The organism is Streptomyces sp. GMY02, from assembly GCF_019056675.1.
Classification (GTDB): Bacteria; Actinomycetota; Actinomycetes; order Streptomycetales; family Streptomycetaceae; genus Streptomyces; species Streptomyces odonnellii.
The window spans coordinates 5,949,970-5,962,326 of record NZ_CP077658.1 but is presented as its reverse complement, the minus strand read 5'-3'; the positions used below and the strand labels follow the sequence as shown (position 1 = coordinate 5,962,326).

The following is a 12,357-nucleotide window of genomic DNA, read 5'->3' as shown; positions in this document are numbered from 1 at the left end:
CGATCAACAGGCGCCCGGCCCGGCGCTCCCGACCCCATGCCTTACCACCTCAATGGGCCACAGATCGGCTACGCCGAGTGCTCGATGTGCGGCATACAGACCGCTGGCCGGACGGCCGCACGGCTGTGGGCCGTGGTGATGTGGCCTCTATGTGGACTCCATGTGGCATCTGGCTACGAGGAAGACCCCCACGCAGAACTGCGCAGGGGCCTCTGACGTGGCACTACTACCGGTGGGCGCGGACGGTTTCGAACCGCCGACATCTGCTTTGTAAGAGCAGCGCTCTACCCCTGAGCTACGCACCCGTTGACGAGGGAACAGCGTACATGGCACAGGGGGCCGGGCCGCAAACCCAGGTGCGAGGGCCGGTGGCCGAGGGGTACGGGGGATAGCCCCACCAGTAAGACGGTGGGCGGCCGGATCGGACTGGGAGGGGCGCGTTCCTACGGTAGGAGGACAGCCGAGACGCGCACTCCCTGGGGGACGATCACCGTGGCCGCACACCGTATCCGTATCCGGAACACCCGCACCCGCACACTCCTCGCCGCCGGCGGGGTCCTGCTGCTCGCCCTCGCCGTCAGTGGGTGCGGCGCCGACGCGGACGCCTCGGACGCGCCCGTGGAGAAGAAGGCATTCCCGTTCGGCGGGAAGACGCTGACCATCGACGCCGGGAATTCCGTGGTCGAGCTGGTGCCGGCCGATGTGAAGGACGTCGAGGTGGCCCGGCAGATCGACGGCTGGGTGTTCGCGGGCAGCGGCCCCGACGGCGTCTGGCGGATGAAGGGCGACACCCTCACGCTCAAGGTCAAGTGCCGCGCCCTGGCGAGCAACTGCGAGGCGCGGCACGAGGTGAAGGTGCCGCGCGGCGTCGCGGTGACCGTCAACGGGGACAACGGCAAGATCACCGCCACCGGCTTCACCACCGTGCTGAAGCTGACATCCGACAACGGCTCGGTCACCGTACGGAACTCCAGCGGGCCCGTCGACCTGAAGAGCGACAACGGGACGATCACCGCGAAGGGCCTCACCGCCAGGACCGTCGCCGCCACCGCCGCCAACGGATCCGTGCACCTCGGGCTGACCGCCGTGCCCGACTCCGTCGACACCGCCAGTGACAACGGCCGGATCGTGATCGACCTGCCCAGGTCCAAGGAGAAGTACGCGGTGACCGCGACCAGCGAGAACGGCGACGTCGAGGTGACCGTACCGACCGACGACACCAGCGCCCACATAGTGAAGGCCCGCAGCGACAACGGCGAGGTCACCGTGCGGAACGCGAGCTAGGTCCGCTGTCCAGCAGACCTGGCGCACCCGCGGGACCGGCAGAAGCCGCGGCCTCAAGCGCGAACTAACCGACCCGTGTGTTCGTCCTTACCTGGTGGGAGAATGGACCAGGCACGGCGGACTCTGTACGGGAGAGGGATGTGACGGCGACACACGAGCAGCCGCACGCAAGAGCCCAGACCAAGGCGAGTGCCGCCCGTGATGTTCGCGGTGTTCGTGATGTGCGTGATGTCGTGACGCTGTTGCTGCTGCCTGTGCCGTTGCTCATCGCGGCGCTGCCCGGCACCTTCTCCGGCGGGGGCGGCGGTACGCGCCGCTGGTTCGGCGGGCGGGCAGAAAGTCAGCGGGCCGACGCCCAGGCCGCCAAGGACGCCGCCGCGGCCTCCTTCTACGAGCTGGACACCGCCCAGCGTGATCTGCGGATCTCCATAGAGACGATCACCGCCGTGGACAGTTCGCCCGGCGCTCGCAAGGCCGTCGCCGACTTCGCGGCGCTGGGGCGGCGGATCGACGAGGTCAGCCACACGTACATCACCGCCGTCGACGCCCATGACCTCGACCGGGACGATCTGGAACCGTCCGTCGCGTCCAAGGCCCGCGGCGAGCTGGCCAAGGCCAAGGCCGACCTGGACCGGGTGAAGGGCGAGCTGGACCGGTTCGAGCAGGGGCTCGGGCCACTGCTCGACAAGGCGGAGACGCAGCTCGCCCGGCTGGCACCCGCCGTGGAGCGTGCGCGGCAGGCGCTCCTTGCCGCGAGCAACGCCCTCGATGCCGCACGCGCCTCCGGGCTGCGCGCCGACGATCTCGCCGCCCGTCTCGCCGCCCTCGGCCCCGATCTCACCAAGCTCAACCAGGGCGCGGGCCAGCACGGCGTCACCGAGACCCTGCAACGCGCCGACCGGGTGCTGCGCGACGCCGAGGCCGTACGGGTCGAGGCCGAGCGGCTGCCCGAGCGCGCCCGGGAGATCGACCGCCGCCTGGTCTCGCTCCGTACCCGCGCCCAGGCCCTGACCACCCGCGCGGGCACCGTGGAACCGGTCCTCAGCGAGCTGCGCCGCCGCTTCACCGCCGCCTGCTGGCAGGACCTCCAGCAGGTCCCCGCCCATGCCGCGACCAGCGTCCGCCAGGCCGAGGAGAAGCTGAAGGAGGCGGGCGCGGCACGCGACGAGCAGCGGTGGGCGGACGCGACGTCCTTGCTCAGTACGGCACGGGCCCTGCTGAACGGTACGGACGAGGCGGTCTCCGCCGCGGGCGACCGCCTCCAGCGCCTCAACGCCGTGTCGAAGGACCCCCAGCAGGAGATCGACCGTACGCGCTTCGCGATCCGTGACGCCCAGCGGCTGGCGATGACCGGCCGCAACACGCCCGAGCCGCGGCACGCCCGGCCCCTGGACGACGCGGTGGGCCGGCTGGAGCGGGCGGTGGCCGCGCTGGAGGGCCGCCACCCCGACTACTGGCACTTCCTGACCGAGACCGAGGCGGTACGGAACACCGTGGCCCGGGTCGTCTCGGACATCCGCGAGGAACGCGGCGCGGCAGCGGGCCACAGCGGCTGACCGATCACAGCAGCTGGCCGATCACAGCGGCCGACCCGGCCGATCGCCGACGTCGTCCGGCGCCCGTCGTCCGGCGCCCCTCGCCCGTCGCCTGATTTGTCCCCGGCCCCAGGTGGGCGGATGCTGGAGTTACGCCGTACGCCATGTCGCATCGCCGTACGCCAAAGGAGGCCGCCCATGGCCACCCAAGCGCTCCGCCGCCCCCGTCGGCGGCGTGTCAGGCTCGATGAACAACTCCCCGTCGACCACCGGCTGAACCAGGTCTACCGGATCGGCGCCGGAGTGATGGGGCTGATCCTGATCGTCTTCGGCATTCTCGGAGTGATCGACAAAATCGGTTTCTTCGACACCGGCGGCGACCGGGTCGCGGGTCTGAACACCAACGGTGCGCTGAGCGTGCTGTCCATCTGTGTCGGACTGCTGCTCCTGGCCGGAATGGTGGTCGGCGGAAATATCGCCTCGACCCTGAATATGGTCCTCGGGGTGCTCTTCATCGCCAGCGGATTCGTCAATCTGGCGCTACTGGACACCAGTTACAACATCCTCGCTTTCCATATCCAGAATGTGCTGTTCAGCTTTGTGGTCGGGGTGATGCTGATGTTCTTCGGCATGTACGGGAGAGTCAGCGGCAGCCTGCCGCACGACAATCCGTACTGGCGCGCCCGCCACCCGGAACAGGCGGAACATGAGGAACGCGTGCGCGCCAAGATCGAACACGTACGGTCCCACGGGCACGGTTACGGGCATCCTCACCTGCATATGCACCCCCACCACCCCCACAACGCGCAGCACACTCAGCAGGCCCAGCAGCCAGAACAAGCACAGCAGGCACAACAGGCACAACACCAGCCGGACACCACCGGCTCATGACCGCCGGACCGCCCGACCGGATAGCCTGGCCTCATGCCTCGCTACGAGTACCGCTGCCGCTCCTGTGGTGACACCTTCGAGCTGAGCCGCCCGATGGCCGAGTCCGCCGCCCCGGCGTCGTGCCCCGCGGGGCACGACGACACCGTCAAGCTCCTCTCGACGGTCGCGGTCGCCGGCACCGCCAGGGCCAACAGCCCCGGGCCGGCCGCGCCAAGCGGCGGAGGCGGAGGCGGATGCTGCGGCGGGGGCTGCTGCAACTGATCCCGCCGAAGAGCCGCTGATCGGCCCATCAGGAGCCGATCAGCCGACAGCCGGCCGGCAACCAGGAGCCGGCCCGCAACCGGCCAGCAGCGACCAAACCTGATCAGTCCACGGCGTCGGCGGCCAGAGCGAGCCGCCGCAGGATCTCCTCCCCCGCCGCCACGCCCGTCTCCTCCAGTACGTCCACATGCGGTGCGCTCCAGCCGCTGTCGGCCAGTTCGCCGTGCCCCGGCCGCCATGCACGGTCCGCGGCCAGCAGCAGATCGGCGTCGAGCAGCGAGTCCCCGGCGGCGAGGGTGAGTTCGGCCTCCGTCCTGCGGGCGACCTCGCGCATCGCGGCGCTCTTGGTGAGCGGGCGCGGTACGGCGTAGATCTTGCGCCCCTGGAGCGAGACGGCCCAGCCCCGCCCCTCCGCCCACCCGGCGAGATCCTTCACCCAGCCCTCGGGCAGCAGCGCGCGGTCGACCACCAGATAGGCGAAGAGGTCCTCCGCGATCCGCTCCTTGAGCAGCCACGCGGGGTCGGCGGCGGACAGCAGATGGGCGCGGACCTCGGCGAGAGGGGCGCACTCGTCGGCCAGCCGGGCACCCACCCGGGCCCGCCAGCCCTCGTCGGTCACACCGTCGACCAGCAGATGCCCGCCGTTGGCGCAGATCGCGAACCGCGGTTCGGGGCCCGGCAGATGGACCCGCCCGTACTGCTCCCTGGTGCGGGTGGTGGTCGGTACGAAAACGGTCGTACGGGCCAGCCGGTCCAGCAGCCCCGCCGCCGCCTCGGTCATGTACGACAGCGGCTGGCTCCCGTACACCTCAACGCAGAGCAGCCGCGGCGCCTCGGCGTCCGGCATCGGCAACTGCAACGCACCGGCCGAGTAGATGAGCGTACGGTCAAGATCACTGGCGACAAGTGCGAGCGGCGCGCGGGAAGCCCCCGCGGCACCAGGGACCCCCAAAGAACCGGAGGCACCCGCAGCACCGGAAACCCCCGACACACCGGAAAGCCCCGAAACCACTGACGCACCTGACACACCTGACACACCCGGAATGTCACTCACAGCGCGGTCACCGCCCTGCCGTCCGCCCCGGTCGCGCCCCGGGTGTACTTCGGGTGGATCAGCCCGACGCAGGAGTACGGAAGGCCGTCCGTCTCCTCCACCGGTACGCCCCGCTGCCCGGCCAGCAGCCGTACGTGGTCCAGGTCGGCCCCCACGCCGCGCCGCGCGAGGATCTTCCAGGGCACCCGGCGCAGCAGGACCCGAGTCGTCTCGCCGACTCCCGGCTTGACCAGGTTCACATCGTGGATCCCGTACTCCTCGCTGATCCGCTCGACCGCCGCCCAGCCCTCCCACGTGGGCGCCCGGTCCGCCGTGAGCAACTCCTTGACCTCGGCGTCCACCGCGTCCACGACCTCGTCGAAGCGGGCCGCGACGGTGTCCAGGAAGTGCGCCGAGACATCGTCGGCGGCGAGTTCGCGGTAGTGCTTCGCACCGTGGAAGTCGTACGGTCCGACCAGGTCGGCCCGTAGGACCGTACGCGAAATCAGCCCGGACACCGTCGAGTTGAGGCAGGCGGACGGGATGAGGAAGTCCTCACGGGTGCCATACGTCCGTACACAGCCGCCCGGGTCGGCGAGGACCGCGATCCCCGGGTCGAAGCCCTCGAACCCGGCGAGCGCGTCGGCCAGTTCGCGGGTGATGGCGCCCTTGCCGGTCCAGCCGTCGACGAAGACGACATCGGCGGGGTCGTGGTGGGCGGCCAGCCAGCGCACGGCGTTGGTGTCGATGCCCCGGCCGCGCACGATGGAGACGGCGTAGTGCGGCAGGTCCAGACCGTGCCGCCGCTGGGCCCAGCGGCGCATCAGCACGCCGACGGGCGTGCCGGCCCGGGCCAGGGAGACCAGCACGGGCCGGGGTCCGCGCTCGGCGAGCACGGTCTCGGTGACGGTGCCGACGGCACGCGCGATCCGGGCCGCCGAGGTCTCCAGGGCGGAGAGGAACAGCTCCTGGTACTCGGCGCTCGGCTGGTACTCGACCGGGAGCGACTCCGCGTAGTGCGCGCCGCCGCTCTGGATCGCCTCCTCGCGTTCCTCGGTCGGGGCCTCCAACTCGACGTCGGAGAGGTCCTGGAGGAGCCAGCCCACGTCCTCGGGCGCGTACGAGGAGAAGGCGGGCCCACGGAGGGGTTCGGGCAGCATGGGGGGTTCCTGCCGTTCGGCGTGGTGCGGAGGGGTTTCGTGCGCAAGGGTTTCGTGCGCAGGAGTGCTGTACGAAGGCCTGCTGTACGGAGGCGTGTTGTACAAGGGGGTGCCGGGGAGGTACGGGACGTACGCGGGTACGACGGCCAGCACCACGCGCGGTATGTGCGCGGCGAGCTGGGCCAGCAGACCGCCGGGGGCGCGCAGCTCCGGGGAGTCCGCCAGGGAGTCGACGACGAGGACGACGGCGTCGAAGCCACCGCCCGCGACGTTGTAGGCGTACCGGTCGCCGGTGCCGTCGCCGTCAGGGAACGCGGCGGTGTCATGGGCGGGGAAGACGAGGCGGCTGCGTATCGCGTATCCGGGGTCGTCCACGGCGAGCACCGGGGACCGGGTGGTGGTGGAGTAACGCACCTCGGCGCCGACAACACCCGTGTCGGAGATACGCGTACTGCAAAACTGTTCCAGCGCCTCGGCCAGCCGCAGCGGTGCGTACATCAGCTCCTCGAAGCCGAGGACGAGGATGCGCCGGGCGCCGTCGAGCCGCTCGGCCAGGGCGGCGGCCATACCGGGCAGCGCCGACTCCAGCCGGTCCCGATGGGCAGGGGTGAACCCGTGCCGCCCACCGTCCGGAACGCCACCGGGCCAGTCCAGCCCCACCCGCACCGGCTCGGCTCCCGCAGCCGGCTCAGGCGAATCAACCGAACCGTCCGAACCAGCAGGACCGGCCTGCGCCGGGATCCCGGCCGCCACGGCCGGAACGGGTCCCGCGGCGGACGGCGCTTCGGCCGAAGCCGTGGCCGGGGCCAAAGCCGGGGCCGAAGCCAAGGCAGACCCCGCGGCCTCGCCCTCCTGTTCCGCCACCAGCGCGCGCCCCTTCTCCAGCACCCCCTCCGGCAGCTCCACCGTCCCCGACGCCAGCGCCACCAGATCCACCCGCGCGCCGATCTCCTCCGCGAAGTCCGTCAGCCGCCCCCGGTCCGCCGCCGAGCGCATGTCGACCAGGGCGACGATCACGTACCACTCGCGCGGATAACGCGCGTGCAGGGCGCGGATGGTGTTGAGGACGGTGTTCCCGGTGGAGAACTCGTCGTCGACCAGGACCAGCGGCCCGGCCGAGGCGAGCAGCGCCGGATCCTCGGGCAGCAGCAGATGCGAGGTGGCGTGCGAGTGTGACTCCTCGAACCCGCCCGCCCTGGGCACCCCCGGCACCGGCCGCCGCGTGGAGTGGAGGTACGGCGCGTCCCGCACCCCGTCGGCGACCGCGTGGCCGAGGCCGGTCGCGGTCTCCGCGTACCCGAGCACAACCGCGCGCGCCACATCCGGGCCGAGCAGTTCCCGTACCCGCTCACCGAGTTGGAGCCCTGTCCCGTATACGACTTGGGGGTGCTGCGGTACATGTTTGCCCAGCACATTCGAGACAAGGAGATGGGCCCGTTTGGGATTGCGGCGCAGCGCCAGGCCCAGGAGTTCCGGCAGCCTCTCGTCACCCGCGAGCCGCACACCGAGCCGCTCGGCGACCCATGTACCCGACCAGACCGTCCCGCTGTTCTCTTCCGTCCCGACGGACACACTCTCCCCTGACGACACAGACGACACTTCCGACACGGCCGGCACGGGCGACACGGCCGCCGACACAGACGACCCCGCTGGCACAGACGACACCGCCGACGCAGCCGGCACCGCCGAAGCCCCCGCCCGTGTCCGTGTCTCCCCGGACCGTTCCGCCCCGCTCACTCGCCGAGACCGGCCGTGAGCAGCTCAACGAACCCGACGTCCTCGCGCGCCACACCGAACACCTCGGCCCGCTGAAGGGTGCGCTCGGCCCAGGCCCGGTGAGGCTTCACCTCGTTCATCTTGTTCGTGTACGCCGAGCGCAGCACCCCGCCCCCGTCCCGCTCCGGTCGCAGGATGTCCTGCGCGTCGCTGAACTCCTCATGGCTGACCACCGACAACGCATGCACGGGCGGCACATGGGAGGGATGGATGCAGGTCTTGCCCAGCAGACCATTGGCCCGGTCGAGCTCGATCTCGCGCAGCAGCCCGTCCAGGTCGTGCTCGATCAGGGCCGTACGAAGCTCCTCCGCGCGGCCTTCGAGGAAGGGGCTCCGCCGGAGCTGGGGCTTGAACATACGTTCCTGCAGACGGAAGTACTCCCATACCGGGCCGGTGATCGTGAACCCCGAGCCGTCCGCACGCCCCAGCACATTGACCACATCCGCGATCACCCCGGCCACGATGCGCACGTCGTACGCCGTCATGTCCGGCGACCTGCGCAGTCCGTACGCCGAGCAGAAGTCGGTGACGCCGAGGCGCAGCGCCAGCACCCGGTCGCGGTACTTGTCGACGACATTCGCGATCCCGGTGAGCGTCTCGGTCCTGGTCTCCAGATGCAGCAGCTCGGGCGATTCGAGCACCGGCATCGCATAGAGCAGATGGCCGGTCACGCTCTCCGCCTCCGCGAGCGCCTCCAGGAACGGTGTCCCGCGCTCCTCGGTGAACTTCGGCAGTACAAATCCGGACAGCAGCCGGATCGAGGTACCCAACCGCCGGGCGAGATCGGGAATCTGCTCAGGCTCCCGGACCCGGATGAAGAGCAGCGGGGTCCCGACGCCCCGCTCGTCAAGATCGGCGAACTGCCGGACCAGATTGGCCTCGGCAGCCTCGACCTCGGAGTCATGGATGGAATCCTCCAGGCAGAGCACCATGGAGACGACTCCGCACCGGGTCTGCTTGACCACGTCGTCGGCGAGTCGCGGCCGGGTGGCCGGGCAGTAGAGCGTGGCCCCGAGAGCGGCCGCCAGGAGACGGGCCGGAGAGCCCGAAGTGAACTCGCACGGCTCCTGATGGAACAGACCCTCCCGGGCAGCGGGCGGGATATGCCCGAAATGACGCATGTGAATCCCCCGTACTGCCGATGTGGCCGCTGGGCATGTGGCCGGTAATAGTACGTACGGACGGGTGTCAAGAGTTCCCACGGTTCATGAAATCCAGGTAACTCGTCCGCTTCGCGCCCATGTCCTCGCCCCCGTCCCCCGGGGGAGGCCGTACCGCTCGATGGAGTTGCAGGGATCTACCCGCCCCACGTTGTCCGTACGGGTGGCGGGAAGGCAGGATGACAGGCATGACGCACGCGATGCTGAAGGGCTCGAACGTCCCTCTCGACGCCATGGCCGTACGAGCCGTGCTGCGGTGGTCCCCGGGTGCGGGGATCCCGGATGTGGACGCCTCCGCCCTGCTGCTCGGCCCCGACGGGCGGGTGCGCTCCGATGAGGACTTCGTCTTCTACAACCAGCCCCGGCATCCGTCCGGGCTGGTCAGGCGACTGCCCAAGAAGCAGGCGGGGGACGAGCTGACCGATGCGGTCGAGGCGGACCTCGCCGCGCTCGACGCCTCGGTCGACCAGGTGGTGCTCGCGGCCTCCTCCGACGGCGCGAGCTTCGGGCATGTCGACGATCTGCGGATCCTGCTGTACGACGCGGGCGCGCCCGACGGCGAGCCGCTGGCCGTCTTCGACGTACGGCCGGAGACCGGCGAGGAGACCGCGATCATCTGCGGTGAGCTGTACCGGCGCGGGGACGGCTGGAAATTCCGTGCGGTCGCCCAGGGATATCCGACCGGTCTGGTGGGTCTGGCCACCGCGTTCGGAATCTCGGTGGACGAGAGCGAGGAGTCCCCCGGCGATCCCGCCGCCGACTCCCCGTCCGCCGCTTCCGCCCCCTCCGTCACGTCCGACCCCGGTGCCACGGTGGCCGCCGAGCCGCCCGTACGGGTACCGCCGCCACCGGCCCAGCCGCCCACCCAGCCGATGGCCCCCGCGTACGGCTATCCGCACCCGCATCCGCCGATGCCCGCCGCCGCTCAGACCGGCTACGGCTATCCGCAGCCGGTGGCGGCGCCGCAGCCCCAGACCGGCTATGGCTACCCGCAGCCGGCCGCCGCGGCGGCGCCCGCGCCCGACCCGAATTTCCGGCTGCCTCCGATGGGACCGCAGTTCATCCGCCCCTGAGTGATCCGGCCCCGGGGGCGGACCGGCTCCCGGAAGGCCCCACGGAGCCCCTGAGTCCCGGCCGCCCCCGCCCATGGCCGCCCGCTCAGGTCTTCGTCTTGTAGCCGCGGCCCCAGTGGAGGCCCCAGCCGTACAGCCGGTCCAGCTCCGCCTGGAAGCCGTACACGAACTTCACCTCGCGGCGCACGATCAGCTCGCCCTTGACGTTCTGCACCGAGAACACCGCGCAGGACCGCGCCTGGGGCGCGTCCTCGTCGAGTTCGATCTCGATCCGCGGCCCGCTGCTCGGGTAGAGCGTCACATGCGCGTGCGTACGGTCAAAGGCCGGCGTCTGGTCGTAGATGTAGACGAAGAACAGCAGCCGCTTGATCTCTTCCCAGTGGTCGAGATTGGCATAGATCGTCTCGCCGGAGCCCGAGCCGAACCGGTCGTCGCCGCTGAGCTTGATGTACGGCGGATCGTTGAGGTCCCCCAAGAAGCCGCCCAGCGGCTGCACCACGCCCTTGCTGCCGTCCGTCAGCTCGTACATACAGCCCAGATCGAGGTCCACATTGACCATGCCCTGGGTATGGGCCTGGACCACATCGGGCTTGAAGAGCTTGAAGGGATGCCGCAGCAGCGAGCTGCTCTGCCGTGACCGGCCCTCGATGTCGGAACTGCGCATCCGCCAGGAGAGATTGACCCGCAGATTGCCCGTGGCCGCGCCCTGCTTGGTGAGCGACACCGAAGGACGCCGTCGGGTCAGCTCGATGGAGTTGGAGCCCGCGCTGCCCGAATCGAAATCCGACGCCCTTCCCTGCCACAGATTGTCCCAGAAGGCCATGCCCGCCCCACCCCTGTCTTCCACTCGGCCGCCGTCGGCCCCGTCGGCCGACGCCGGTGCCCGTCAGTACACCGAACGATGGGGCGGCCGCCAGGCTTCCGCCTCACGGCCGCCCCATTCAGAGCGTTCCCGAAAACCCCTCCTGGTCACACCCGGAGGACCGGCTCACCAGAGGGCTCACCGGAGCACGCTTCAGACGTACGGCGCCACCTCAGACGTGCAGCGGCTCCTTGTCGTCGTCCGGGTCCTTGCCGCCGCCCTCTGCTTCCAGCGCCCGGTTCCTGCGCACGGACGACAAGAAAGAGGCAGCAATCAGGACAACACCGATCAAACCTGTGATGACTTCATTGATCGAGTGCTCAATGGTGATCAGGAGGATCACGGCCAGCGCACCGATCGCGTAGTGCGCGCCGTGCTCCAGATACACGTAGTCGTCGAGGGTGCCCTGGCGGACCAGATAGACAGTGAGCGACCGGACGTACATCGCGCCGATGCCGAGGCCCAGCGCCATCCAGAAGATGTGGTTGGTGATGGCGAAGGCGCCGATGACCCCGTCGAAGGAGAAGGACGCGTCCAGCACCTCAAGGTAGAGGAAGAGGAAGAAGGCGGCCTTGCCGGCCAGACCGACCGCGGAGATCTGCTTGCCCTCGGCCTTGGCCTTCTCCTCCTCTTCCTGCTCCTGCTCCTCCTGCTCCTCCAGCCGGTTCTCGAAGTAGCCCGAGAGCCCGCCGACCACGAGATAGGTGATCAGACCCGCGACACCGGCGAGCAGTACCGTGGCGGACTTGTCCTGGTAGCCGGAGCTGGTGTGCGCGTGGGTGGCGAAGGTGAGCGCCGTGACCAGCAGGACGATCATCGCGACGCAGACCGACAGCATGTCGACCTTGCCGAGCTTGGCCAGCGGGCGCTCCAGCCAGTTCAGCCACCTGATGTCCCGCTCCTCGAAGATGAAGTCGAGGAAGATCATCAGCAGGAACATGCCACCGAAGGCGGCGATGGCCGGGTGGGCGTCGGTGACCAGCGCCTCGTACCGGTCGGGATCGTCGAGCGCGATCTGTACGGCGTCGATCGGTCCGACCTTGGCACTGATGGCGACGATCACGACGGGGAACACCAGCCGCATACCGAACACCGCGATGAGGATGCCGACCGTGAGGAAGATCTTCTGCCAGAAGGCATTCATCTTCTTCAACACCCCTGCGTTGACAACCGCGTTGTCGAACGACAGGGAGATCTCAAGGATCGACAGGATCAGTACGATCCCGAACGCCTCCCACCCCCACTGCCAGGCCGCGAAGGCAAGGCCGAGCGCCGTAATGGCGAACGACCAGCCGAAGGTTTTCAGGATCACTGGCTACCCC

Annotated in this window: 10 protein-coding genes and 1 tRNA gene; 5 read left to right on the top strand and 6 right to left on the bottom strand. The window is 69.8% G+C overall.

The features are described 5' to 3' along the window. Positions 1-233 precede the first annotated feature (233 nt). Positions 234-305, bottom strand: a tRNA-Val gene (locus KQY30_RS25295). 187 nt (positions 306-492) lie between these two features. Between KQY30_RS25295 and KQY30_RS25290 the strand changes: the two genes are divergently transcribed. The 4 genes from KQY30_RS25290 (at position 493) to KQY30_RS25275 (ending at position 3,971) form a co-directional block, all read left to right on the top strand. Then, positions 493-1,284, top strand: a complete 792-nt coding sequence (locus KQY30_RS25290; protein WP_254407319.1) for a DUF4097 family beta strand repeat-containing protein — start codon at positions 493-495, stop codon at positions 1,282-1,284. A 221-nt stretch (positions 1,285-1,505) separates the two neighbouring features. Continuing rightward, entirely contained in the window at positions 1,506-2,840 is a 1,335-nt protein-coding gene (locus KQY30_RS25285) for a hypothetical protein (RefSeq protein ID WP_254407318.1), read from the top strand. 177 nt (positions 2,841-3,017) lie between these two features. Then, positions 3,018-3,710: a DUF4383 domain-containing protein gene (locus KQY30_RS25280; protein WP_217308798.1), complete on the top strand. Its 693-nt coding sequence runs from the start codon at positions 3,018-3,020 to the stop codon at positions 3,708-3,710. Positions 3,711-3,743: 33 nt separating this feature from the next. Then, positions 3,744-3,971, top strand: coding sequence for a zinc ribbon domain-containing protein (locus tag KQY30_RS25275; protein WP_217308797.1), 228 nt, complete (start codon positions 3,744-3,746; stop codon positions 3,969-3,971). A gap of 103 nt (positions 3,972-4,074) precedes the next feature. On the opposite strand, the gene KQY30_RS25270 is transcribed toward KQY30_RS25275, so the two are convergent. The 3 genes from KQY30_RS25270 to KQY30_RS25260 all read right to left on the bottom strand — a co-directional run bounded on the left by KQY30_RS25270 (position 4,075) and on the right by KQY30_RS25260 (position 9,061). Next, positions 4,075-4,818: an HAD family hydrolase gene (locus KQY30_RS25270; RefSeq protein ID WP_367997486.1), complete on the bottom strand. Its 744-nt coding sequence runs from the start codon at positions 4,816-4,818 to the stop codon at positions 4,075-4,077. 203 nt (positions 4,819-5,021) lie between these two features. Continuing rightward, positions 5,022-7,736, bottom strand: coding sequence for a phosphoribosyltransferase (locus KQY30_RS25265; protein WP_217308795.1), 2,715 nt, complete (start codon positions 7,734-7,736; stop codon positions 5,022-5,024). A 161-nt stretch (positions 7,737-7,897) separates the two neighbouring features. Continuing rightward, positions 7,898-9,061 (bottom strand): HpcH/HpaI aldolase/citrate lyase family protein, encoded by a 1,164-nt coding sequence (locus tag KQY30_RS25260; protein ID WP_217308794.1) that lies wholly within the window; start codon positions 9,059-9,061, stop codon positions 7,898-7,900. Between the two features lie 218 nt (positions 9,062-9,279). On the opposite strand from KQY30_RS25260, the gene KQY30_RS25255 reads away from it, so the two are divergent. Continuing rightward, complete coding sequence (locus KQY30_RS25255) at positions 9,280-10,173, top strand: TerD family protein (RefSeq protein ID WP_217308793.1); 894 nt, start codon at positions 9,280-9,282, stop codon at positions 10,171-10,173. An 85-nt stretch (positions 10,174-10,258) separates the two neighbouring features. Here KQY30_RS25255 and KQY30_RS25250 read toward each other — a convergent pair whose 3' ends face one another. Beyond that, entirely contained in the window at positions 10,259-10,996 is a 738-nt protein-coding gene (locus KQY30_RS25250) for a Tellurium resistance (protein WP_217308792.1), read from the bottom strand. A gap of 211 nt (positions 10,997-11,207) precedes the next feature. After that, a complete protein-coding gene (locus tag KQY30_RS25245) occupies positions 11,208-12,347 on the bottom strand; it encodes a DUF475 domain-containing protein (RefSeq protein WP_046502755.1) in 1,140 nt (379 codons plus the stop codon). Positions 12,348-12,357 lie beyond the last annotated feature (10 nt).